This is a genomic window from Sphingorhabdus sp. EL138, from assembly GCF_945862485.1.
Lineage (GTDB): Bacteria > Pseudomonadota > Alphaproteobacteria > Sphingomonadales > Sphingomonadaceae > Sphingorhabdus_B.
Genome location: NZ_CAMAYF010000017.1, coordinates 18,772 through 43,480, shown reverse-complemented (window position 1 = coordinate 43,480; position 24,709 = coordinate 18,772). Strand labels below are relative to the sequence as shown.

Here is a 24,709-nt window from a genome sequence, read left to right as displayed (position 1 = left end):
ACCATGCATCCGCAGATCATGGACCTGATTGCGATATGCGCGCGCCATCAGGTGAGCCATGTTGTGCTGGCCGGTGGACTTCCGCCCAAGGGCAGTATTGAGGCCATTAAGGATTTTGGCGCAAAGGTAATTTGCTTTGCCCCTGCGCTGACACTTGCGAAGAAATTCGCGCGATCGGGCGTCGATGCGCTGGTTATTGAGGGCAGCGAGGCGGGCGGGCATATTGGGCCAGTAGCAACGTCGGTATTGGCGCAGGAAATCTTACCAGAGCTTGGCGAGCAATTGCCGATTTTCGTCGCGGGCGGCATTGCCCGTGGCGGCGCGGTGGCAAGCTATCTGGAAATGGGGGCAGCGGGGGTCCAATTGGGCACGCGCTTTGTTTGTGCACATGAAAGCATAGCGCATCCCAATTTCAAGGCCGCATTCCTGCGCGCCAATGCGCGCGATGCAGTGGCCAGTGTGCAAATTGATCCGCGTTTACCAGTTATTCCTGTCCGCGCGTTGAAGAATAAGGGTACCGAAGAGTTTACCAAGAAACAGGTAGAAATTGCGGCGATGCTCGATCGCGGTGAAATTGATATGGAAACCGCGCAGCTTGAGATTGAGAAATATTGGGCAGGGGCGCTGCGCCGCGCGGTGATTGATGGCGATGTCGAATATGGCTCTGTCATGGCCGGGCAGTCGGTGGGCATGGTCCATGTCGAGCGGCCTGTAATCGATATCATCGCGAAGTTAATCAATGAGGCCAACGCCGCTTTGGCTAGGTGATGGATGTTTCCTCTCCATCGGCTAAAGATGGAGAAAAATTACCGTCTTGCCAATGCAATACAGTGTGCGCATATCAGCGGCATGACCGATGAAAATCTGCCGGAACTTACCCCGCTTGACCCCGCATTTATAACGACAAGCCGGATAACCTCTGCGCTGGGCTTGCTGCCATTTGTTATTGGAGCTGGCGTACTGGAGTTTGCACAATTGCTACCGCCCGGCACCTTTCTTGTGCCCGTGTTGTTGGCCTATGCGTTTGTCGTCTTTACTGTGCCCGCCCGTAAATATCGGTATTGGGGCTATGATATGGGAACCGACCGGTTGCGCATCGTGCGTGGATATATGTTCTACAGCGATACGATTGTTCCCTTTGGACGCATCCAGCATATTGACGTCGATCAAGGCCCAATCGATCGGCGCTATGGCCTTGCCAAGCTGACGGTGCACACGGCCGGTAATCACAATAGCACGGTGGCGCTGCCGGGCTTGGCACATGCCGACGCTCTGGCAATGCGGGAGGCCATTCGTGCCGCTATTCGGCAAGATATGCTGTGAACGAAATCAGCGATGCCCCAACTGAGTTGACAGGGCAGGACGGCGAACGGTTGCACATAAGCGGCCTGTTTGTCGGTTTTGTTTCGGGCCTGCCGCAATTGCTGTTCCCTTTGCTTGCTGCGGTTTTTGGCGCGCGCAAAGCAGATAATCCTGCGCTCATCCCGATCATGATCGTGGCTGTGCTGGCGCTCAGTCTATTCTTCCGCTGGCTTGGATGGCGGCGTTTTCGCTATCATGTCGGCGCGGACGATATCCGCGTTGAAAAAGGCATATTGAACCGCACGGCCCGTTCCATTCCCTATGACCGCATTCAGGATGTGAGCATTGAGCAAAAGCCGCTGTCGCGCATGATGGGGCTGAGCGAGGTCAAGTTTGAAACGGGCGGTGGCCACGGTGATGACGCAACGTTACGCTTCGTCACTTTGGAGGAAGCGAACCGGTTGCGCGCGTTAATCCGCGCGCGCAAGGCGGGCGAAGTATTAGCGCAAGATGTTCCCCAAATGGCCGCACCCGAAGATACAGAAACGATCTTCGCGATGGATGACAAACGTGTTTTCATCCTTGGCCTCTATTCCTTTTCGCTCGTAATTTTTGCGGGTCTTGGGGCCATTGCCCAGCAGTTTGATTTTCTCCTGCCGTTCGATTGGTGGGATTTGAAACGATGGGCTGGCTTTGCCAAAGAAAGCGGCGTGAGCGTCAATAGTATCAATGGTGTCGGCATAACGGGGCATCTTATTCTGGCCTTTGGTGCTTTCACCAGTCTGATTTTCATTGGCTTTGCCACAGGCGTTGTCCGTACATATTTGCGTGAATATGGGTTCCGCCTGACAAAGACGGCAAAGGGGTTTCGGCGGCGGCGCGGTTTGTTCACCTTGACCGATGTCGTGATGCCCACGCATCGCGTGCAGGCAGCGGTTGTGCAGACGGGGCCCATCCGCAAACGGCGCGGCTGGTATAGCCTGAAATTCGTCAGCCTGGCGCAGGATAGCAAGGACGAAAGCAATTATGTCGCCGCGCCATTGGCGACATTGGACGAGCTGTGGCGCATATCGCAGGCCGCAGGGATCGGCGCCCCCGATGGCGATGAACGGCTGCGTAAAGGCGCTGCCTTGCACTGGATAGTTCAGTGGTTCCTGCTTGTGCCGCCGTTACCGATCGCGGTGGGGGCGTTGGTGATTTTCGCCGATGCGCCCCTTGCGCCGACATTATTGCTACTGCTGTTGTTGGGCATTGCGGCATTTCTGTTTTGGTGTGACTGGCGCAGATATCGTTTCGGGCTGGATGATCAGCAATTATACCTTCGGCGCGGTTGGTGGCGTGAGCGATTTACGCTTGCGCCGCAGGTGAAGGTGCAAAGCATAGAGATTGCGCAAGGGCCGTTGGCGCGGCGTTATGGTCTCGCGTCGCTCAAATTCGGGATTGCAGGCGGCACGCTGGAAATGGTGGCCCTGCCGCTGTCGACGGCGCAGGCCATTCGCGCGGCGGTTATGGAAAAGGTCGCCGCTGTCGATTATTCAGCTATCAATCAACCGCGTTAGTGACCTGCGTTTCAATCACGCTGCCATCGTCCTTGCGCAGCGTCATCGTCACCTTTTTTGTCGCCCAATCAATATCGATCTGCCCAAAGTTGGGGATGCCCCAGAACCCGCCTGTTCGGCGCGGGTCGGGTTCACGTTCACTGCCATCACCTTTGCCAAAGGCAAAATTGAGCGAGCTGGATGTAAAATCCCATAATGGCTTGGACAGGCCAGGGGCATTGGTTTTGTAGAAACCACCGCTATGCCGGTCACCGGTCAGGAAAATGGCGTTGTTCACGCCCTTCTGGCCGAGCAACGCATAAAGCCGTTCGCGTTCCTTGGGAAAATTGGTCCAGCCTTCAAAATTATGCGCATCGGTGATGACTTGTGTTGATGAAATGATGAAGCGGACATCGGCTGGTTTTTCGAGTTCCTGTGCCAACCAATCCCATTGCGATTGGCCCAATATCGTCGCTTTGGGGTCCATATTGGGAATATACCAACCCAGCGTTGGGCCGGGGTCGCGATAGGGCATGGTTGCAAGGTCGGAACGGAAAAAGCGGCCATCGAGCATGATGAATTGCACGCGTTTGCCCTTTGGTCCGACGATGCGGCTTTCATACACGCCGGGACGCGACTTTACTTCGTCGGAGGAACCCCAGTAGGTTTCATAGGCTTTCTCCGCCCATTCCTTAAAGGCAAAAGCGCCGCCGGCGTCATTGGCGCCATAATCATGATCATCCCATGCCGTCATCATTGGCACGCTGCGGCGGAACCGGTCAAATTCTAAGCGGCTGTTCAGCTTTTTATAGCTTGCCGCCAGCGTCGGGATATCGGCGCCATTGGTGGGCCTTGTGTCGCCATAGACATTGTCACCAATCAATAAGAAAGCCTGCGGATTCTGTGCGGCGATGACATCCCAGATTTTCATGTCGCGGTTTTCGTTCAGGCAACTACCAAAGGCAAAGCGCGTGATCACCGTATCTTCGGCCAGAGCGGGGTTTGGAGCCGCTTTAGGCAATTTGGTGTCAAGGGTCGCGTAATAAGGCCGAAGCGCCTCCTGCGCGCTCTGTGGGGCAATGGGGGTCATATTGGATGTCGACGTGACATTGATCGCGCAACCGGAGAGCAAGAGCGCGATAAATGGGAGGGCATATTTCATGATCTGACCTTGCCTTTGATGCATAATTGGACAGTCCCTTCCTCGTCCCTGAAGAGATTCGCGTCAATCCCGTAAACATGCGCCAGATTGGTCGGCGTGATGACGTCTTCGACGCTGCCTTGCGCAAACAGCTTACCGTCATGCAGCAACAATACATGGTCGGCAAAGCGCACCGCATATTGCAAATCATGCAGCACCGCGACGACACCTTTTCCGGCTGCCGCCTGCCGCCGGAGCAAAGCCAGAATGTCGAGCTGAAAGCCCGGATCTAGGTTTGCGAGCGGTTCGTCCGCCAATATCCAATCGGGTTCGCCCGCCAGCACACGCGCCAGCAGAACACGGGCGCGTTCGCCGCCGGATAGCTGAGTGACTGGACGATTTGCGAAGCTTTCGGTGGCGGTCGCGGACATTGCTGCGGCTATGGCTCTGCGGTCGTCTGCCGATAGGCCCGCACCGCGCATATGGGGAATGCGGCCAAGCGCAACCAAAGCCTCTGATGTGACCGCCCAATGCGTTTCTGCGCCTTGCGGCAAAAGGCCAATGTGACGGGCGCGGGTGGTTGGGGCCATGCGGGTGATGTTTGCATCATCAAGGCTGGCGGTCCCGCTGCACGGTTTCAAAAGGCCCGCAAGGCAGGCGAGCAAGGTGGATTTACCAGCGCCATTGGGGCCAAGAATGACGGTGAGCTTTCCGGCCTCAAATGTCGCGTCAATCGCGTCCAATATGCGCTTTTGCCCATAAGCAAAACCAAGATTTCGGACGGTCAGGGTCATGCGTTACCCCTTCGATAGCGCAGCAACAGCAAAAGGAAAAACGGCGCGCCCAGCACGGCCATGGCTATGCCCAGCCGCACTTCGCTGGGGCCGGGGAGCAACCGGAGTAGGCTATCGGCGGTCAGCGTCAGTATCGCGCCGCCCAAGGCCGAGGGCAGCAATATTTGCGATGGCTGCTCCCCATATATGGCGCGGATGAGGTGCGGGACAATCAGACCAACAAAGCCAACCACACCCGACACCGCGACCGAGGCGCCGACGGCAAGTCCAACGCCCAGTACGATAATCCACTGCAGCCGGAACAGGTTGATACCAAGGCTTTTTGCGCCATTTTCGCCCAAGGTCAGCGCATCCAGCGCGCGGCCGGTGGAGAGCAATAAAGCGACACCCAGCGCCATGAAGGGCAAAGCTGTCGCAACATCGACCATCAACCGATCGGTGAGCGCGCCCATCAGCCAGTTGATAATCTCGCTCGCGGCGAAGGGGTTCGGCGCGATGCTGATGACAAAGGCGGTCAGCGCACCCGCCAATGTCGACAGCACCATGCCGCCTAAGATAAAGCCAATTGGACCGCCATTTCGTGAAATTACCAGCAATAACAATATGCTAGAACCTGCACCTAACATCGCGCAGGCAAATAAGCCGAAGGGCAGCAGGTTGAGCCCGAAGTAAATCGCAACGACACCGCCAAATGCCGCGCTGGCTGACACGCCCAGTACCGTCGGGTCGGCCAGCGGGTTGCGCAGATAGCCCTGTAGGACCGCGCCCGAAAGCCCGAGCACCGCGCCAATGCAAAGGCCAAGGAGCGCGCGGGGCAGGCGCAGTTCGAGGAAAATCCAGCCATCGGCAGTGTCCGCCGCCCAAGAGGTCGGCCAAATCCAGACCTTCCCCGCCATCAGCGACAGCAGGAACGCAGCGAGCGTGAGGAGCAGGAGGAGCGATGTTAAGGCGCGCTCATTCATGGCATATCCTGACGGAAAGTAGCGCGTGTCTTGGACAAGATCGCCGATACTTTTATGATCGTCTGACCGCCGCAGAATAAAAGCCTGTCGGGGAAATCGACAATCCGCGTGCGGTCGCCCAAATGGGCCAGCAGCTTTTGCCGTGCGGTCATTTCACGGGCATCGGAACCGTGCGGATGGGTGGGCATGAAGATGACCACTGGCGGGTTACGCATCAGGGTTTCTAACGGCAATATCCCCCATGAAGATAGGCCATATTGTGCGCTGGCGTTGCGAAAGCCGTGGCGCGCCAGTAATTCGTCCTGCAACGTGCCTTTACCCGCGACAAATCCGCCATTTTGCCAGATAATCGCCGATACAGATGGTCCGGAAAAAGGGGTGTTGGGTAGAGATTCCTGAATGTCGGAAATCAGGGCTTCTCCGGCATTTACCCTGTCGAGTACGGCCGCGATCGTCCGGATCTGTTGCATGTCGTCCGCAATCGTGGGCGCGACCCCCAAAGCCACCGTTTTTATGCCCGCGCGCGCGAGCACCGCGTTGGTGCCCCCGCTGGCCAGATTTCCGGTGAGTACGATTTTGGGCCGCGCCAACAATAATTCCTCTGCGCTGATGCCAATGGCGGGCAATTGCCGCGCCCATGCCACAGGAGCGGACGCGCTATTGGGATGATGCGAATAGATGCTGACCGCCGTGACTTGGCCGGGCAAGGCAATTTCAGCGAGCACAGAGTCAATGCACGGATTGTTGGACACGACGCCATTTGCCCTGATAGCGGGCGGGCTGCCGCATCCCGCCAAGGCAAAAGCCGCAAGGAGGCACCTGCCAAAGCGCATCAGAATTTGGCCCGCACGCCGATCGTCGCGTTGCGGCCAAAGCTGTTATATCCGGTGACGACAGTGTAATCTGCCTTCAGCACATTATCGACGCGGCTATACACCTCCAGCATGTCGGTCAGCGGCATCGACAGCCGGAGGCCGATCAACGCATAGCCGTTGATACGCACAGTGTTCGCGGCATTGTTGAAGCTGTCGCCGATTACCAGCAAGCTGCTGCCGACGGACAGGCCGAACGGCGTCTGCCAATCGGCGGTCAGGCTGGCACTATGTTGCGGGCGCAATGTTTGCCGTTTGCCGAAATTGGCGCCCGCCGTGCGGTTGATAGCGTCCACTAATGTGTAGCTTGCTTCGATATTCAGAGTGTCGATGGGGGTGAGGCTCACACCCGCCTCAAGCCCTTTAGCGGTCACCTTGTCGATATTTTCCGATTGGCCCGTGACCGATGAAAAGGCAATCAGGTCATTGCTGCGGCGGTTGAAATAGGTCGCGAAGATTTGCGCCTTGTTGCCCAGAAATTGATGTTCAACGCCCAGATCGAAATTGCGCGCGGTTTCGGGCTTAAGGTCCGGATTGCCATAAGGCGGTTGCCCTTCGGTGAGGGTAGGCGCGCGAAACCCTTCGCCATAAGTTGCGCGGAACGTCGTCCGCCCGTCATTGGGGGTGAAGGCCGCATTACCGCCAAAGCTTGTTTGCCCGCCATAATCATCATAAGCATCATGCCGCATACCAGCGGTTAATGTCAGGCCGGGGACGGGACGCATGATGACTTGGCCAAAGCCGCTGCTTACTGTGTTGCGGGCGATATCGGGCGCAGCGCCCTCAAACGAGGTGCTGGCGAAGCTGCGTTCATATTCTGCGCCAGCGACGAAAGTCAGCGCATCGTTCAGGTCAAACGCCGCATGATATTCGGCGCGGTCAATTGCGCCGCGCACGTTGAAATTGTTGAAGCTAAACACAACTGGATCCGTACCCACCCGCTTTATGTCGGTGCGGGTGTAGGCGATCCGGTTTTGCAGGCGGCCATTGAGCAGGTCGAACTGCGCGCCGACATAGCCAACGAACTGGCGGTTGCGCGACACGGGCAAGCCATTGGCCCCAACGCCAAAGGCTGAGTCATATTCGACCGTAGCGCGGTTGTAATAGCTACGAAAATCAAAGCGCACGCTGTCGCTGAGATTGACCTTTAACCGCGCATTGCCCGTCAGATTGTCATAGCCATCGCGTTCGCTGCCACCCGCGAGCGCGGAAATGCCGTCGCTGTTTACAAAAGAGCCGCCGACGCTGCCTTCCAATACGCCACTGCTGCCCGCAATATTGGCGTTTAGTCGTTTGGTGTCATAAGCCCCATATTCCGTCCCCATGCGGCCTTCAAAACCGGTCACGGGCGCGATGGATTGGACATTTACGACGCCGCCAATGGCTTGGCTGCCCCAGATGATCGCGTTCGGCCCACGCAAGATTTCTACGCGGCCAATATTGCCTGTCATCAATGCGCCGAAGTCGAACGCGCCATTGGGGCTGGTGAGGTCGTTGATCCGCACGCCGTCGATCAACACTAAGGTTTGCGCGCTGCTGCCGCCGCGAATGAAGGCGCTGCTCTGCCCGCCAAGGCCGCCGCGCGTGGCGATGCTGACGCCTGGCAAGGTTTGCAGGGCATCGGCAATGGTGGGGCTTTGCAATTGTTCCAACCGGTCGCGGTCAACAATGTCGATGGCTTGTCCGGTTTCGGATCGCGGCTGGGCAAAGCCGCTGGCGGTGACAACAATGTCACCCTCTGCCGTTTGCGCAAAGGCCGTGAAGGGCAGCATCGCAAGCGCGGCTGCCGTCGTCTTTAACAGGGTCATGGATCATTCTCCTTCGCATGACGTTCAACAGTATGTCGTCACGCGGAGGCAAACCCCGATTGCGCCAGTGTCCCGCAAGCACAAAGGACAAACCGCAATCAGGCAGGTCTCCTGGCTTCCGGGTCAATGCGCTTGCTCCGCCTTCCCAGTTTCACGGTCACCCGTTTTTCCAGTGGCATATGGAGCAAAAGCTCGCCGGTTACAGTTGCGGGAACAGCGCCGGATTTCCGCCGGCTTCCCTATTATCCACGCTCTCGCGCAGACCTGGTGCGTAATGCGGGGTTAGGCGGGTTTTGGTTCGAGAGCAAGGGGCGGCGCGATGATGCGCTTAGTGCCGTGTTTTGCCGGGGCGTTGCATGCCCCAAAATTGGGGGCCTTCGGGGACTTGCCAGCTATGTTTGATGGCAAAGCCAAAGCTTTGGTACAAAGGGATATTATGTTCGTCGGCGGTTTCCAGATAGGCGGGTAGGCCATCTTGATCGACGCGGTCTAAACCTGCGCGAATTGCCGCGCCGCCAAATCCCTTGCCCTGAAAATCGGGGTCGCAACCGGCAAAATGCAAATACCAGACAGGTTCCTGCGGCAAATGCTTTTCGATCAAATTGGATATTTCAAGCCCGCGCAAAATCGAGAAGCGCAATTGCTGCACAAAGGGAATGAACAGCCGCGCGGTGTCGAATAGGGTATCGCGCGCTTGGCCGGGGCCGCGCCATAAGGTAACCGCTTCTATGCCGTCCGTGCCGAACACGGCGCCTTTGCGATGTTCGTCGCGCAGGAACAAATGGAATGCACCCGTCAGCCGCCGTGCGCGCAATTTGGGGTCGGGGATGACATAGCTCCAACCGGACTCATTCTGGAACGCGCGCGCCAAAGTCTCGGCAATCTCCAGATTGTCTGTGGGCTTAAGCAGCTTTGCGTCCGGCAAAATTATCCCTTTGCCTGCGTCATGATGGGTAGATTGCGAACGCGCTTGCCCGTCGCCGCGAACAAGGCATTGGCCAAGGCAGGAGCCGCAGGTGGCACGCCGGGTTCACCAATGCCGCCCATTGGCGCGCCGCTGTTCAGGAAATGGATATCCTGCACCAATGGTGACTGCGCCATGGTCATCAACGGATAATCGCTGAGGTTGCTTTGCTGCACCTTGCCTTTTTCCAAGGTGATCGCTTCGCCAATGGCCGAGGACAGGCCCATAATCGTGCCGCCCTCAATCTGCGCCATGGCGGCGTCGGGGTTCACGATGCTGCCTGCGTCGACAACCGTCGTGACCTTGTGCACCTTTGGCATGCCGTCTTCGCCAACCGAGGTCTCAACAACCATTGCGACGATGGTTTTGAAGCTTTCGACCAAAGCGACACCGCGCCCGCGTCCAGCCGGAAGTGGGGTGTTCCATCCGCTGCGCGCCGCGACTTCGTCGAGAACACGCAAATGCCGTGAATCCGCCTTTAAATGATTGCGGCGGAAAATGACGGGGTCTTCGCCTGCGGCATGTGCCAGTTCGTCCATGAAGCTTTCATTGTAAAAGCCTTGCTGCGTCGAGTTGACGGAGCGCCACGCGCCCGTTTGCTGGTTCGACACATGTCCAAAATGCCGCCGTGACACGGCAGGCAAGATATAGGGAAATACGGTCTCGCTCTCCGCGCTTTCGGGTTGGGCATAATCATTGCGGAAAGCGGTTATGCGCTTCTTGTCGGTCAGCGATGCGGTCAGCACCGCGGAGCTTTGCGGACGATAGGCGCCTTGCGCAACTTCTTCCTCCCGGCTCCAAATCAGCTTGACGGGATAAGGCAATTGCATGGCCAGTTTGGTCACTTGGCCCACAATTTCCATATACATGGGCAAGCGGCGGCCAAAGCTGCCGCCGATGATCATGGGGTGGAACGTGACGTCATCGGCATCAAGGCCGGAAACCTCGACCGCCATCATCTTGGTCGCCAACGGGTCCTGCATCCCGCCCCAAATCTCGAGCTTACCATCCTTATATTGGGCGGTGAGGGCAAAGGGTTCCATCATCGCATGGTGCAAGAACGGCACCTGATATTTCGCCTCTATGGGCTTGGTGCCAAGGCCGGCTTGTACATCGCCTTCGCCCGCTTCACCGTCGGCCTCACCTTTGGCAAACAGCGCGTCATGCGCGGCGAATATCGATGCGGTGGAAATGCCTGCATGGCCACCGTCGGTAAAGCTGGGGGCCAAAGCGCGCAGGCCGGAAATTGCGGGCCAATAGCCCTTGGCCACAACGGCAACAGCGTCATCGAGTTTGATGACCTTCTCAACGCCCTTGATGGCCAAGGCCGGTGCGGTGTCGACGGATGTTAGTTTTCCGCCGCGCACGGGTGCGGCTTGAATCGTTGCGACGCGCATGTTTGGAATGGCGAAATCCATGCCATATTGCACGCTGCCATCAACCTTAAAGGGAATATCGAGACGCTGCATCGATTGCCGCATCAGGCGATATTGTGTGGGGTCTTTTAATTTGGGTTCATTGTCGAGCGACAAGGTCGCTGCTTCTGCCGCCAGCTCCCCATACCGCAAAGACTGGCTCGATTTTGCATGAATGACCCGGCTGTCCTGCGTCGTCAGTTCGCCGACGGGAACATTTAGCCGCTTGGCTGCCGTTTCCATCAAGGCCAGCCGCGTTGCCGCGCCTACCTTTTGAAAGGTCATTTGGCCCGTAAAGCGCAAGGCGGTTGAACCACCGGTAATCTGAAGGTTCATTTGCCGCGCGATGAACGACAAAAAGGATTGGGGAATACCGTTGATGATCGCTGGCTGACCCGTCATTTCGGCCATAAATCCGCGACCCAAGCCGACATTGGCAAAGGAGGGTTCGGCAGGCGCAGAGACGATACGCACTTGCTCCCATGCCGCATCCAATTCTTCGGCGAGCATTTGCGCAAGGCCCGTATTTGAACCCTGACCAATGTCGGTGTGCGGCGAATAAATGGTGATGACGTCATCTTCGCTGATTTTCAGCCAAGTCGCAAAACTATGCTCGCCTTCGCCCGTTATGCGGGCCTTGGCGTCTTTGGCGGCGTTGCTGTCCGCAATAGAGATGCCGAACAAGCCAGCGCCGACGATGGCGACACCGCCAATCAGGAAAGAACGGCGTTTGACGCCTTTGCGCTTCAAGGGGGCTTCGGCTGCAGTATCGGCTATGGGGGTATCGGTCATCAGACGGCTCCCTCTACGGCTTGGGCGGCCTGCCCGGTGGCGGCGCGAATGGCCTTGCGAATACGCGGATAGGTGCCGCAGCGGCAGAGGTTCGTCATCGCCGCGTCAATTTGGGCATCGCTGGGGCGACCGGTTTTTTCGATGAGCGCCACGGCGGCCATAATTTGTCCGGACTGGCAATAACCGCATTGCGGCACTTGCGCCGCTATCCAAGCCTTTTGCACCGCATGCAGCGTGCCATCGGCGGATTTTAGCCCTTCAATCGTGGTAATCGATTTGCCAGCTACTTCGCTAACCGGCACGCTGCACGAACGGGTAGGTTCGCCGTTCACATGGACAGTGCACGCTCCGCACGCGGCGATGCCGCAACCAAATTTTGTACCAGTCAGGCCAAGTTCTTCGCGGATGACCCATAATAAGGGCGTATCCGGCTCAGCGGACAGAGCCACTGCTTTGCCGTTGATTGACGTTTCTATTGCCATGTGATGAAGCTCCCGACCGATATCGCGTTTCATATAGCAACGCTTCGGTCACTTTGCTAGCGGGTAGCCATGAAAACAGGCAGTGCCAATCATGATCGTATCCTTGCCGCCGCGCGTGATTGGGCGGGCGCGCCGATGGCGATTGCGACGGTGGTCGAAACTTGGAAATCTGCGCCATGTCCGACGGGCACGCACATGCTGGTTCATGCCGATGGGCGGTTTGTAGGTTCGGTGTCGGGCGGCTGTGTCGAGGCCGATGTTCTGGAACGCGCGCAGATGGTGCTGGCTGGCGCGCCAGCGGTGCTCAGGCGGTACGGCGTGGCCGATGATGCCGCATGGGACGTTGGCCTGCCCTGTGGCGGCGATATTGTCGTGCTATTGCAGCCGGTGTCGGAGCTAGGTTTTCCCGAAAGCCTATTTGCCGACATCGTCAACGCGCGGGGCAATGGGGCCACAGTGTCCGTCGTGACGGACCTTGCCACGGGCCGCAGTATAGCATCGGACGACGCGCAGGCAGATGGCTTTGTAAATGTCTATTACCCGCCCCGCCGCTTGTTGATTGTTGGCGCAGTGGAGATTGCGGCGGCATTATCGGCAATTGCGGTGTCACAAGGCATTGATGTGACCTTATGCGACCCGCGCGGGCGGTTTTTGACAGCGGATCGTTTTCCCAATGTCCGCTTGGATGATCGTTGGCCCGATGATGCGGTGCAGGCCTTTGCGCCCGATAGTCGCAGCGCCATAGTGACCTTAAGCCATGATCCCAAAATTGATGATCCGGCGTTGATTGCCGCATTGGCGAGCCCCGCGGCCTATGTGGCGGCCTTGGGTTCGGTCCGGTCACATCAGGCGCGGCTGTCGCGGCTGTCTGCGGCGGGGGTCAGCGCGGAACAATGCGCGCGGATAGAGGGGCCAGCGGGCGTTGCGATTAATGCGATCAGCGCACCGGAAATCGCACTGTCGATTGCGGGCGGGATGATCCGCGCGTTCAATCTGGGCCTGCGCTAATGGAGGCCGAACAGGTCGCAATTGTAATCCTTGCCGCCGGACATGCGCGGCGTTTTGGTTCGGATAAGTTGATGGCGGATTTGGAAGGTGCGCCGCTGGGTGTGCGAGCCGCGCGGGTCTTGCTTGGCATTCCGGCCGCAGCGCATTTCGCGGTGTGTCAGCCCAAAGCCGCCATTGCACTGCATTATGCGGACTTGGGTTATACACTCGTTGAAAATTCAAATGCTGACCTAGGCCTATCCGCTTCGTTACATCTCGCGGTTGCGGCGGCGGCCAAGACCAAGGCGCAAGCATTGCTGATTGCGCTGGCCGATATGCCGTTCATTGATGCAGCGCATATCCGCGCGCTGATCGCGGCGTGCGATGGCGGTATCATCGCGTCATCGGATGGCGCCCAAGCCATGCCGCCCGCTATTTTCCCGCGCGCCACTTGGCCTTTGCTCTTGGCAACACAGGGCGATGCGGGGGCACGGCACATCTTGTCACAGGCCCGCAGTTTGGCCGCGCCCTTCGGCAGTTTGCGCGACATAGACACGCCATATGATTTGGCCGCTTCAAAATCGCCGCCGCTTGGCTTAGACCACAGCATATGAACCAGCCGTCCGCTCGTCCCGCGATTGAAGCCGCCTTGCGCAACCCCAACCTCATGGCTGCGGCTGTGGCTTTGTCGGAAAACCGGTTGGAAGATGCAGAGCCGTTATTGCGCAGCCATTTGCGCGATGCACCAACGGATGTGGCCGCGATCCGCATGATGGCCGAACTGGCCGCGCGCGTTGGCCGGTTGAAAGATAGCGAGGCGTTGTTGCGCCGCGCCTTGGAACTGACGCCGGACTTTGGCGCCGCGCGGGCCAATCTGGCAACGGTGCTCTATAAACAAAACCGCTTTCCAGAGGCGCTGGAGCATCTCAACGCCGTTTTGGCGGAAGAGGGCGACAACCCAGTGCAGCAAAATCTGAAGGCCGCAGCGCTTGGCCGGATTGGCGGCTATGATGAGGCAATTGCGCTGTATCAGGAACTGACCGCGCGTTTCCCCGACCATGCCAAATTATGGATGAGCTATGGCCATATGCTCAAGACCGTTGGCAATCAGGAGGAAAGCATTGCCGCTTATCGCCGCGCTCTAGCGGTGGAACCGACCTTGGGTGAGGTTTGGTGGAGCCTCGCCAATTTAAAGACAGTCAGCTTCTCAGACGATGACGTTGCGGCAATGGAGGCGGCTTTGACGGCGGACAGCCTCGGTACGGAGGATAGCTACCATCTCCATTTTGCATTGGGCAAGGCGATGGAGGAGCGCGCCGACCATGACGCGGCCTTCGCGCATTATGCCAAAGCGAATGCGTTGCGCAGTGCCGAGCTTCAGTATGATCCGCAGGCGGTGCGTAATCAGGTCGATAGGATCATTACGCAATGCACGGCCGCATTTTGGGATGCCCGCATTGGGCAGGGGCATGATGCGCCCGACCCGATTTTCATCATTGGCATGCCGCGCGCGGGTTCAACGCTGATTGAGCAAATCCTTGCCAGCCATTCGATGGTCGAAGGTACGATGGAATTACCCGATATTCCGGCAATGGCGCTGCGCGAGGGGCGAGAGGGGCGCGACACCGATTGGATTGATGCGCTTTGCGGTCTCAGCGCGCAGGACGCTGAAAGGCTGGGCGCGGAGTTTATCGAACGCACACGCATCCAGCGTAAAACCATCAAGCCGTTCTTCATTGATAAGCTGCCCAACAACTGGAATTATGTCGCGTTCATCCGCCTCATCTTGCCCCATGCGAAAATCATCGATGCCCGGCGGCATCCGCTCGATTGCTGTTTTTCCAATTATCGGCAGCATTTCGCCAAGGGGCAGGCGTTCAGCTATGACCTGGCCCATATGGGGCAATATTATGCCGATTATGTGCGGTTGATGACGCATGTCGATGCCGTTGCACCGGGATATGTCTACCGCGTCATTCATGAAGAATTATTGGAAAATCCGGAACGCGAAATTCGGGGACTTTTGGATTTTCTGGATCTTCTATTTGAAGATAATTGTTTGAATTTCCATCAAAACACACGCGCCGTGCGGACCGCGTCCAGCGAGCAAGTTCGCCGCCCCATCAACCGTGACGGCGTCGATCAATGGAAGCCCTATGCGGCGCATTTGGAGCCGCTGAAGCGCGCGCTGGGGCCGCTTTGGGAAATCTATCCCGCGACCAGATTATAGTGGCTGCATTGCAACACCATGCGGTAAAGTGACGTGCAAATAGATGTTTAGGCGAAAATATATTGCGGGCCCGCGCATTTAGGAGCCTATTTGTATCAGATTAACCAAAAGGGGGTAATTGTGCGTAAACTACATCATCGGACCAAGGTCCGGACGGCCATGGCCGCTTTGCTGACATCAACTGCTTTTGGCGTTGCCGTTCCTGCAATGGCGCAGGACGCCGCAGACACAGACAGCAACGTCATCGTCGTGACCGCGCAAAAGCGCGAACAGAATTTGCAGGACGTGCCCATCGCGATCAACGCCATCGGCAATGAAAAGCTCGACCAATTGCAGGTCAGTGAATTGCAAGATGTTGTGAAATTCTTGCCATCAGTGACCATACAGCAAGGCGGACCCGGTTTCGCGCAAGTATATTTCCGTGGCGTGGCCTCGGGCGAAAACGCGAACCACTCGGCTTCGCTGCCCACGGTTGGCACTTATCTCGACGAAATGCCGATCACGACCATTCAAGGTGCATTAGATCTGCATGCCTATGACCTTGCACGTGTTGAGGCACTCGCCGGACCGCAGGGCACATTATATGGCGCAAGTTCGATGGCCGGTACGTTGAAGCTCGTCACAAACGCGCCCGATCCTTCTGGCCTCTACGGAAATGCTGGCGTTGAGCTCAACAATGTTGCGCATGGCGATTTCGGTTCGATTTACGAAGGCTTTGTCAACGTGCCGATCGCAGAAGGTGCGGCAGCGCGTCTGGTTGGTTGGTATCGTGACGATGCCGGCTATATCGACAATATTGCGGGTAGCCGGAGATATGCCTCGTCCGGCATCAGGCAGAGCAACGCCGCGTTGGTTGAGAAAAACTATAATGACGCCGAAACCTACGGCGCGCGTTTGGCGCTAGGTATTGACCTTGACGACAATTGGACCATCAAGCCAACCGTGATGGGACAGGTTCAGAATACGCAAGGTAGCTATTCTCAAGAACGATCGGGACAGACCAAGAAGGAGCTGCAGACCGTTCAATATAACCCAGAAGGCAGCCGTGATAAATGGATTCAGGCGGCGCTGACGGTGGAAGGGAAAATCGGTAATTGGGACGTGACCGCCACGGGCGGCCATTTGCGCCGCAAGACCGAAACGCAGTCGGATTATTCCGATTATGCGTATTTTTATGACGCTTTGTCTGGTTACGGCAACTATTTTTACGACAATGCCGGGGCTCTTGTGAACCCGAACCAGTATATTCAAGGCATTGACCGTTATAAGAAAAGCTTCGGTGAATTGCGGGTCGCAAGCCCAGCCGACGCGCCCTTGCGGTTCATCGGCGGTGTGTTTGCGCAACGCCAGTCGCACAATATTGAACAAAATTACATCATCGACAAAATTGCCGATGCCATCACTGTGAAGGGCACCGACAGCAACATCTGGTTAACCAAGCAGGAGCGGGTTGACCGCGATTATGCGGCGTTCGGTGAATTGACCTATGATTTGACTGAGAAGCTCTCGCTGACCGGTGGCTTGCGTTATTATAAGTTCGACAACTCGTTGCAGGGCTTCTTCGGATTTTCTTCCGGCTATTCCAGCCGCACGGGCGAAGCGGCTTGCCTCAACACCAATGGCACAACGCGGCGCGCCAATCCGGCGGGAACGCCTGTGCCCATTCTTGTCGATGGCAGCCCTTGCACCAATGTCGACAAATCGACGTCGGACACGGGCTTCATCCACAAAATGAACGCAACGTACAAAGTCAATGACGATGTCTTGCTTTATACCACATGGTCGCGCGGTTTCCGTCCCGGCGGGATCAACCGTCGCGGTACCTTGCCGCCTTATGGTTCGGACAAGCTCGACAATTATGAATTGGGCTGGAAAACCACCTTCGGTGCTTTCCGTTGGAATGGCGCTGTGTTCCAGGAAGATTGGAATAATATCCAGCTTTCCTTCTTGGGTGCGAACGGCCTGACCGAAATCCGTAATGCCGGCGTTGCCCGCATTCGCGGTCTCGAAATGGACGCGGGATACCGTGCTGGCGGCTTCAGCCTGAACGCTGGCTTTAGCTACAATGACGCGTCCATCCGCCGCGACTTCTGCGCTATTGCCAATGCAACTTTTGATTGCACGACCGCTGGCAATTCCTTGCTGGCGGACTCCGGATCGCGCTTGCCTGTGACTGCCAAGGTTAAGGGCAATGCGATTGCACGTTATGAATTCCCCGTCGCTGATTGGGATGGTCATGTGCAGTTTGCGGCCAATCACACCGGCAGCCGCCGGAGCGATTTGCGGCCCGCGCAAAATGCCATCAAGGGCAATCTGGATGCGTATACCACCGCTGACTTCTCCGTTGGCGTGAAGAATGACGCATGGGCGATTGAGGCATTTGCCACAAATCTGTTCGATACACGCGGCGTGGTGAACACCGGCGTCCAGTGTCTTGAGACGGTCTGCGGAACGGGTGTCACGGCGTCAACGCCAACAGGCGGCGCGTTTTACGACGTCCTCATCAAGCCACGCGTGATCGGCGTGAAATTCTCGCGCGATTTTTAACGATTGTTCACTTTTCTTCGCAAAGAAAATTTGTAGTAAGAAAAGTGTAACTTCGTGCTGAAACGCATGACATAAAGTTTGTCGCCAAAAGCGACAGGGGGAGGAAGCCGGATCTGAAAAGGTCCGGCTTTTTCATTTCCCGTTTTTGTGTTCTCTAGGCAAATATCCGTTTGAACAGGCTGCGGTCGGCGAGCACTTCTGCCGCGCAATTATGCCCTGGAGCGCCCGTCACGCCGCCGCCGGGATGGCTACCCGCGCCGCACATATACAGGCCCTTTAATGGCCCGCGATAGGCGCCATGGCCCAAAATGGGGCGCGCGGACCATAATTGGTCGAGGCTCATATTGCCGTGCATGATGTCACCGCTGACCAGTCCGAATTTCCGTTCCAGTCCTTTGGGGCTAAGGATTTGGCGGCCCAAAACCGACGCGCGGAAGCCGGGGGCATAAGCCTCCACTGTGTTAATGATATCATCGGCGGCTTGGCCTTCTTCGGCATCCCAATGGCGTGGCGTGCCATCCGCATTGGCGGGGAGTTCTGGCGCAAATTGCTGGCAGAACAGGCTCGCAACATGCTGCCCTGCGGGCGCAAGGCTGTCGTCGACGGTGGAGGGGATAAGGATTTCGACGATGGGCTTTTGCGACCAGCCATCGCGCTTCGCATCCAAGAAGGCGCGGTCCATATAATCCAATGTCGGCGCGATGATGATGCCTGATTGATGATGCTCGCCCGCTTCGGGCAGGCAGGTGAATTTGGGCAGTTCGGACAAAGCGACATTCATGCGGAATGTGCCGCTGCCTGCCTTGAAACCCTTTACGCGGCGTTTGAATTCGGGTTTCAGGTCGGCATCATCGAATAGGCGTTCGTAGAGCAGCTTTGGCCCAACATTGGATATAACGCGGTCTGCGACGATTTCTTCGCCGCTTTCAAGGCGTACGCCCGCGACTTTTTCACCGTCCACCAACACGCGTGATACGGGTGCTTCTAGGCTGATGTCTACGCCCAGATCGCGGCATACCTTAGCCATGATCTGCGTAATTGTACCCATGCCGCCAATGCTGTGGCCCCACGCGCCCTTATTGCCATTCACTTCGCCAAAGACATGGTGCAGCAAGACATAAGCGCTACCGGGGGTATCGGGGCTGGCATAATTGCCGACGACGGCGTCGAATCCAAAGGCAGCCTTGACCGCTTCGCTTTCGAACCAGCTATCCAAGAAACTGCGCGCCGATTTGGTGAACAGTTCCAGCACATCACGTTGTTGCGACAGGTTGAGCTTCATCAGCCCGCGCCCTTGTACGGCGGCATCGATAAGGGTCTTTAAGCCATCGCCGACATTCGGCGGCGACCGCAATGCAAGGTCGCGCAGGACGTCTGCGACGCCTTCCAACATGTCATAATATTGCGGCAGGACCGCTGCATCATGCTTTGAAAAGCGCGCAAATTCCGCCTGCGTGCGTTCCAGCCCGCCACCGAGTTTCAAATAGCCGCCATCTTCTTGCGGCAGGAAATTGGAGATGGGCCGTTCAATGACGCGATAGCCATGATCGACCAATTTCATATCGGCAATGACCTTCGGTTGAAGCAGGCTGACGGTGTAGCTAGCGACCGAATTGCGGAAGCCGGGGTGGAATTCTTCGGTAACCGCCGCGCCGCCGACGACATCGCGGCGCTCGACGATGCGGACCTTTAGGCCAGCGCGCGCGAGATAAAAGGCGCAGACAAGGCCATTATGGCCAGCACCGATGATGAGGGCGTCATATTTCTGGGTCATTTTTTGCTCCAGCCCGATGCCGGGCGTTGTTCGAGGCAAGCCTCGGGAATGATGTTGCGGATTTGGCGGCAGAAGCTTTTCAAGCACACTTCCTTGTCGGACAGCGGCCCCATGGAAAAACTGCGGCTCGCCATGCCTTGCTGCACGCGGGTGATGAGGACGGTGTCCTCGGCATTGACTTGCCGGTTGATCCGCCAATTGAGGTAACGCGCGGCGCGCATTTCGCGGCGGTCATCTTTAAGGACGTAACTGATTTCCCGGATCACGCAGCTATCGGGGCCGGTGGGCAGCCATTGCATGAAATCCACCTGATCGGGGTAAATGTCGAAAGCGACCGAGGGCCATAGCTTGAAATAGAGCCAGCGTTTCTGATTGGCGGCGGGCAAATGCGGCACAGGTGGCAGCAGGTTTTGATAGCCGCGTTCCGACCAATTGGCCGATGGCCGGTCGACAAGGTCGCCCCACATGCGGTCCACATGCGGTTCCGCCTCAACACCATAGCTTTTGCCGAACAAGCGCGTGAGGCCAGGATGCGCGACAGGGATGTGCAAGCCATCGGAATAATTGTCGCCGACATTTTTCCAGTTCACCGCGCGCGGCCGCATGGTGACGCGGCCAAGTGCCCGCAATTCTTCAAAACGGTACGGCGCAACTTGCGCTTCATAAGGGGCCATCATGTCGGCCACCGAAGGTCCGCCGCTTTCCAGACGGACGAAAATGAACCCGCGCCAGATTTCCATATCGACGGGGACTAGGCCGGCCTTGTCCTTGTCGAGCGTGGGGTAAGAGGCGCTGTCGGGTACGCCGGTCAAGCGGCCATCGAGATCATAAGTCCAAGCATGATAGGGGCAGACCAATTTCTTGGCGCAACCGCCCGAACCATCGACCAAGCGGCTGCCCCGGTGGCGGCAGACATTGGTGAATGCGCGCAATATGTCGTCATTGCCGCGCACCACGATGACGCTTTCATTGATATAATCGAGGCTGTGCCAGTCACCTTCACCCGCAACGTCGCTGACATGGCACACCACTTGCCATGATGGACGGAAGATGCGGTCCACCTCAAGCGCGGCAAATTCAGGATCATCATAGGTCCACGCCGGCAGGCTCCAACCTTCCAAATGATCGTGCGGTGTATGTGCGCCTGATTCGGACATCTTGCTCCCCTTGTTATACGAGTGTATAACAGCGGCATGCAATTGCGACAAGTCTTCACCCGCGAAAGTGCTGATACACGCCGCGACGCATTGATTGCGGCAACGGCGCGCTGCTTATCCACGCGCGGGGCGCATGGGACATCGGTGCGCGCAATTTGCGTGGAGGCAGGGGTTTCGGCGGGTTTGCTGCGGCATTATTTTGATGGCATTGATGCGCTGGTCGCCGCAACCTATCGCGCGACGGGGGCGCGGGTCGCGGCGGCTTTGCACGCTGCGGTTGATGCGGTTACGGCAGAGGACCCGCGTGGCCGGTTGCTAGCCTTTGTCACCGCAAGTTTTCGCGCGCCGATTGCCGATCCGGAGTTGCTCGCCACTTGGCTGGCGTTTTGGAGCCTGTCGCGCACAGTGCCGGCCATTGGTGCAATCCATGACGAAATCTATGCCGAAAACCGGCAGGATATGGAGCAGCTGATCCTTGCCTGCCCCAATGCACCCACAGACGCCCGATTGGCCGCCGTGGCGCTGACCGCCTTGGTTGATGGCCTGTGGCTTGAACTCAGTCTGGGCAACGCGCCTTTCAGCGTTAGCGAGGCTGAGGCTTTGGCCGAAAAATGGCTGGATAGTTTTATTTGAGATGGCAAGCGCGCTTGTCACAGCGCTGCAACAGCAATGGATTAGCCAGTGCTGCGAAGCACCGTTGCGGTGCACCCAACGGATATTTGGGAATACAAAAGGGGGAAGCCGGACATGTCATTACTAATCGATCGCCGCCAATTGCTGGCAACCGCGGGATTTGGTCTGGGCGGGCTGATGCTGCCGGGCGGCGCTGCGATGGCGCAGACGCTTTTGGGCCTCACCGGATTTACCCATAATGTCGCGAGCGGTGAGCCCGGTCCGGACTCGGTGCTGTTGTGGACACGTTATGTGAACCCAACGGGCGGCGCATCCAAAGTGCGTGTTGAGATTTCGGAAAGTCAGGATTTTGCCAAGATTGCGGGTGGCGGTGAAATGGTCACGGGGCCATGGCGCGACCATACGGTGAAAATCACCGTCGACAATCTTGCGCCGGGCAAATGGCATTGGTTCCGCTTCATCGCGCCCGATGGCAGCATTTCGCCCATCGGCCGCACCAAGACTCTGCCCGTGGGCAAAGCGGCGAAATTTAATATCGCGGTGTTTTCCTGCTCCAATTTGGGCTTTGGTGAATTCAACGCTTATGGCCATGCCGCTGCGCGCGATGACATTGATCTCGTGCTGCACATGGGCGACTATATTTATGAATATGGCCGTGGCGGCTATGATGGCGGCGCAAAATTTGCCGCGCGCATTTTCCCGGCGGATGAAATCCTGACATTGGCGGATTATCGTTTGCGCTATGCCAGCTATCGTTCGGACACGCAGTTACAGGCGCTGCACGCAAACTTCCCGATGATCGCCAATACCGATGATCATGAAACCGCCAATGACAGTTGGGAAGGCGGCGCGCAAAACCACAGCGTGGATGAAGGCGACTGGAATTCCCGGCGCAACGCCGCAATGCAGGTATGGCGCGAATGGTTGCCTGTGGGTGAGCAACCGTGGAAGGAATATCCGATTGGCGAGCTTGCGACTTATTATCGCACCGACACGCGCGCAGTCGCGCGGACCAAGCCTTATGCTTATAGTGACCTTCTTCGCTCTGGTGATCCGGCAAAGGCACTTTCCGAATATCGTGATGGCGCGTGGCGCGATCCGTCCATGACGATGTTGGGCAGCGAACAAGAAGCGTGGCTAGCACGCGCGATTGGCCGCAACAGTTCGACATGGGCGGTGCTCGGTTCGGGTACCAATATGGGCTATAACTACACGCCGGAGAGCGCGATGGATTGGGTGCCCCAATTTGCCCCCGAACGCGCGCGTAATTATGTGCGGCAGGGCATCGCTGCGACAAAGGCAGGCTTACCTTATAATCTCGACAATTGGGGCGGTTACCCTGCAGCGCGTTCGCGCTTGTTGGCGGCGGCGCAGCGCGCAGACGCGAATTTGGTGGTGGTAACGGGCGATAGCCACAATGGCTGGGCTTATGACCTGCCCGAAGGCGGAAAGCCTGCTGGCGTTGAATTTGGCGGCCACAGCGTCTCGTCGCCGGGCTTTGAAAGTGCGATTCCGTTCACGGACCCAGCCGACGTCGCGCGCAGCTTGCTTGGCACCAGCAAACAGGAATTGCGCTGGGTCGATACATCCAACCGCGGCTATATGCATTTGTCGCTCACGCCACAGGCGGCAACCAATGAATGGGTGTTCATGCAGACGGTCAAGGACGTGTCGCTTGCCACCAAGACGGGCCATAAAATGAAAGTGCGGCCTGGCCGCAAGATATTGGAGCAAGCATAAGCGGCTAATTTAACCGCCCAGTTAAATCGCCTTGATTTTGTGCCATCCCTCACGCCATAGATGCAGCAGTGGCGTGAGGAGAGAATGACATGCAAATGGCCGGGCTGGGATATAGCGAAGAACAGATCGAGCTTTTGGATGTGGCCACGAGCTTTTGTCGCGACAAATCGCCTATCGACCGCGTCCGCAAGCTGATGGACAGCGATTTGGGCTATGACGCCGATGTCTGGGGCGAAATGGCGGCCTTAGGCTGGACGGCCATATCGATACCTGAGGCGCATGGAGGCGTTGGCCTGACGCTGGCTGAGGTTGTCCCTGTAGTCGAACAAATGGGGCGGCATTTGATGGCATCGCCTTTGGTATCAACGACCTTGGCGGCACAGGCGATCATGGTGGGCGGCACGGAAGCGCAAACGTCCGAATGGCTGCCAAAGCTTGCAGAAGGCGCAATCGGCACGCTGGCTTTGTCCGAAGCGCATGGCGACTGGGACCTGCAGAATATAACGGCGACGGCAAAGCAGGAGGGTGACAATGTGCATCTGTCCGGCGAGAAATTATTTGTGGCATGGGCCGAGACCGCCGATGTCGTCATTGCGTCAGTGCATTTGGATGGCAAGCCCGCTTTGGTCTTGTTGACCGCTGCCGACGTTGAGGGCCGCCTGCGCCGCGAGGCGATTATTGACGAAACCAAGCGCAGCTTTGCCTTATCGCTCGATGGCTTGGTCGTGGGGCGCGCGGCGTTGCTGGAAATCGACCGTGCGACATCCACCTTGGCGCATATCGAACAGGCCGCCAATCTGCTGCAGAGCGCGGAAATGTGTGGCGGATCGCAAAGCGTAATCGATTATACCGTCAGTTACCTGCAAACGCGCAAGCAATTTGGCAAGCTTATCGGCGAATATCAGGCGCTGAAGCACCCGACGGTTGACGCTTATGTCGAATATGAAAAGGCGCGGTCGCATTTGTATAGCGCGGCCAATAGTTTCAGTGACCAAGGCGTTGGCGAAATCGCCGTGCGCATGGCCAAGGCGGCGGCAGATGCAACCTATAGCTTTGCCGCCGACCGGGCGATTCAATTTCATGGCGGATTTGGCTTTACCCATGATTGCGATGCAGGCCTGCATCGCCGCGCGGCAATATTTCATGCGTCGCAATTTGGCGATGCGGCATGGCAACGCGCAAAGCTGGCTCCTTTGCTGCTTGGGTGAATGGGCTTCATGCAATTTTCTGACTTCTGATAATCACTGCACGGTCGGTCGAAGACAGGTTACGCGCCCGCGGTCGCGGCGCCAAAACGCGTTTGGCCGATCCATATATAGTCAACAGAGCAGCGGATCCCGACGTCATTTTCAAGACGGTAAAAGTTTACCTTTTTTTACAATGTATCTCTAAGCCGCAGTATTGGCTAAGTTTCGCGATATAGTTTCATATTGGCTGTATTCATTCCCGTTCCGGCGGCGATATGCCGTGCATTTATACGCACCTGACTTAACGGATTGAATATAAGGCATAAGTATCGGGTCGCCTTGATACTTATCCATGTTCATTTTGCACGAACGCGAAACATGGGT

Annotated in this window: 20 protein-coding genes and 1 riboswitch; of the genes, 10 read left to right on the top strand and 10 right to left on the bottom strand. The window is 57.3% G+C overall.

Annotated features, from left to right (window positions below; all coding sequences use genetic code 11):
- The 3 genes from Q0O33_RS07945 to Q0O33_RS07935 form a co-directional block, all read left to right on the top strand.
- Nucleotides 1-768, top strand: a 768-nt coding sequence (locus Q0O33_RS07945) for a nitronate monooxygenase (protein ID WP_295498012.1), incomplete at its 5' end; no start/stop codon positions are given.
- Nucleotides 769-849: 81 nt separating this feature from the next.
- Nucleotides 850-1,323: a PH domain-containing protein gene (locus tag Q0O33_RS07940; protein WP_295498009.1), complete on the top strand. Its 474-nt coding sequence runs from the start codon at nucleotides 850-852 to the stop codon at nucleotides 1,321-1,323.
- Nucleotides 1,320-2,861, top strand: coding sequence for a PH domain-containing protein (locus tag Q0O33_RS07935; protein WP_295498007.1), 1,542 nt, complete (start codon nucleotides 1,320-1,322; stop codon nucleotides 2,859-2,861). The genes Q0O33_RS07940 and Q0O33_RS07935 overlap by 4 nt, the downstream gene beginning before the upstream one ends.
- On the opposite strand, the gene Q0O33_RS07930 is transcribed toward Q0O33_RS07935, so the two are convergent.
- From Q0O33_RS07930 to Q0O33_RS07895, 8 genes are all read right to left on the bottom strand, one after another.
- Complete coding sequence (locus tag Q0O33_RS07930) at nucleotides 2,845-4,002, bottom strand: alkaline phosphatase D family protein (RefSeq protein WP_295498005.1); 1,158 nt, start codon at nucleotides 4,000-4,002, stop codon at nucleotides 2,845-2,847. The two genes, Q0O33_RS07935 and Q0O33_RS07930, sit on opposite strands and share 17 nt — an antisense overlap.
- Nucleotides 3,999-4,775 carry an ABC transporter ATP-binding protein gene (locus tag Q0O33_RS07925; RefSeq protein WP_295498003.1) on the bottom strand — a complete coding sequence of 259 codons (777 nt, stop codon included), beginning with the start codon at nucleotides 4,773-4,775 and terminating at the stop codon, nucleotides 3,999-4,001. Before Q0O33_RS07925 ends, Q0O33_RS07930 begins: the two co-directional genes overlap by 4 nt.
- Nucleotides 4,772-5,737 carry an iron ABC transporter permease gene (locus Q0O33_RS07920; protein WP_295498001.1) on the bottom strand — a complete coding sequence of 322 codons (966 nt, stop codon included), beginning with the start codon at nucleotides 5,735-5,737 and terminating at the stop codon, nucleotides 4,772-4,774. Before Q0O33_RS07920 ends, Q0O33_RS07925 begins: the two co-directional genes overlap by 4 nt.
- Nucleotides 5,734-6,489, bottom strand: coding sequence for an ABC transporter substrate-binding protein (locus Q0O33_RS07915; protein WP_295497999.1), 756 nt, complete (start codon nucleotides 6,487-6,489; stop codon nucleotides 5,734-5,736). Before Q0O33_RS07915 ends, Q0O33_RS07920 begins: the two co-directional genes overlap by 4 nt.
- An 80-nt stretch (nucleotides 6,490-6,569) precedes the next feature.
- Nucleotides 6,570-8,417: a TonB-dependent receptor gene (locus Q0O33_RS07910; RefSeq protein WP_295497997.1), complete on the bottom strand. Its 1,848-nt coding sequence runs from the start codon at nucleotides 8,415-8,417 to the stop codon at nucleotides 6,570-6,572.
- A gap of 83 nt (nucleotides 8,418-8,500) precedes the next feature.
- Nucleotides 8,501-8,700, bottom strand: a riboswitch (cobalamin riboswitch).
- 45 nt (nucleotides 8,701-8,745) lie between these two features.
- Entirely contained in the window at nucleotides 8,746-9,342 is a 597-nt protein-coding gene (locus tag Q0O33_RS07905; protein WP_295497995.1) for a GNAT family N-acetyltransferase, read from the bottom strand.
- A 2-nt stretch (nucleotides 9,343-9,344) separates the two neighbouring features.
- Nucleotides 9,345-11,588 carry a molybdopterin cofactor-binding domain-containing protein gene (locus Q0O33_RS07900; RefSeq protein WP_295497993.1) on the bottom strand — a complete coding sequence of 748 codons (2,244 nt, stop codon included), beginning with the start codon at nucleotides 11,586-11,588 and terminating at the stop codon, nucleotides 9,345-9,347.
- On the bottom strand, nucleotides 11,588-12,070 hold the full coding sequence (locus Q0O33_RS07895) for a (2Fe-2S)-binding protein (protein ID WP_295498016.1): 483 nt from the start codon (nucleotides 12,068-12,070) through the stop codon (nucleotides 11,588-11,590). The genes Q0O33_RS07900 and Q0O33_RS07895 overlap by 1 nt, the downstream gene beginning before the upstream one ends.
- 69 nt (nucleotides 12,071-12,139) lie before the next feature.
- On the opposite strand from Q0O33_RS07895, the gene Q0O33_RS07890 reads away from it, so the two are divergent.
- The 4 genes from Q0O33_RS07890 (at nucleotide 12,140) to Q0O33_RS07875 (ending at nucleotide 17,834) form a co-directional block, all read left to right on the top strand.
- Nucleotides 12,140-13,078 carry an XdhC family protein gene (locus tag Q0O33_RS07890; RefSeq protein ID WP_295497990.1) on the top strand — a complete coding sequence of 313 codons (939 nt, stop codon included), beginning with the start codon at nucleotides 12,140-12,142 and terminating at the stop codon, nucleotides 13,076-13,078.
- Nucleotides 13,078-13,671, top strand: coding sequence for a nucleotidyltransferase family protein (locus tag Q0O33_RS07885; RefSeq protein ID WP_295497988.1), 594 nt, complete (start codon nucleotides 13,078-13,080; stop codon nucleotides 13,669-13,671). The genes Q0O33_RS07890 and Q0O33_RS07885 overlap by 1 nt, the downstream gene beginning before the upstream one ends.
- Nucleotides 13,668-15,287 (top strand): tetratricopeptide repeat-containing sulfotransferase family protein, encoded by a 1,620-nt coding sequence (locus Q0O33_RS07880; RefSeq protein WP_295497986.1) that lies wholly within the window; start codon nucleotides 13,668-13,670, stop codon nucleotides 15,285-15,287. The genes Q0O33_RS07885 and Q0O33_RS07880 overlap by 4 nt, the downstream gene beginning before the upstream one ends.
- Before the next feature lie 120 nt (nucleotides 15,288-15,407).
- Nucleotides 15,408-17,834: a TonB-dependent receptor gene (locus Q0O33_RS07875; RefSeq protein WP_366048454.1), complete on the top strand. Its 2,427-nt coding sequence runs from the start codon at nucleotides 15,408-15,410 to the stop codon at nucleotides 17,832-17,834.
- A gap of 154 nt (nucleotides 17,835-17,988) precedes the next feature.
- On the opposite strand, the gene Q0O33_RS07870 is transcribed toward Q0O33_RS07875, so the two are convergent.
- Both Q0O33_RS07870 and Q0O33_RS07865 read right to left on the bottom strand, forming a co-directional pair.
- Nucleotides 17,989-19,608: an NAD(P)/FAD-dependent oxidoreductase gene (locus Q0O33_RS07870; RefSeq protein WP_295497984.1), complete on the bottom strand. Its 1,620-nt coding sequence runs from the start codon at nucleotides 19,606-19,608 to the stop codon at nucleotides 17,989-17,991.
- Nucleotides 19,605-20,765: an aromatic ring-hydroxylating dioxygenase subunit alpha gene (locus Q0O33_RS07865; protein WP_295497983.1), complete on the bottom strand. Its 1,161-nt coding sequence runs from the start codon at nucleotides 20,763-20,765 to the stop codon at nucleotides 19,605-19,607. The genes Q0O33_RS07870 and Q0O33_RS07865 overlap by 4 nt, the downstream gene beginning before the upstream one ends.
- 36 nt (nucleotides 20,766-20,801) lie before the next feature.
- Here Q0O33_RS07865 and Q0O33_RS07860 point away from each other — a divergent pair, with 36 nt between their 5' ends.
- The 3 genes from Q0O33_RS07860 (at nucleotide 20,802) to Q0O33_RS07850 (ending at nucleotide 24,346) form a co-directional block, all read left to right on the top strand.
- A complete protein-coding gene (locus Q0O33_RS07860) occupies nucleotides 20,802-21,398 on the top strand; it encodes a TetR family transcriptional regulator C-terminal domain-containing protein (protein WP_295497981.1) in 597 nt (198 codons plus the stop codon).
- Between the two features lie 114 nt (nucleotides 21,399-21,512).
- Nucleotides 21,513-23,138 (top strand): alkaline phosphatase D family protein, encoded by a 1,626-nt coding sequence (locus Q0O33_RS07855; protein ID WP_295497979.1) that lies wholly within the window; start codon nucleotides 21,513-21,515, stop codon nucleotides 23,136-23,138.
- 89 nt (nucleotides 23,139-23,227) lie between these two features.
- Nucleotides 23,228-24,346, top strand: a complete 1,119-nt coding sequence (locus tag Q0O33_RS07850) for an acyl-CoA dehydrogenase family protein (protein WP_295497977.1) — start codon at nucleotides 23,228-23,230, stop codon at nucleotides 24,344-24,346.
- Nucleotides 24,347-24,709 lie beyond the last annotated feature (363 nt).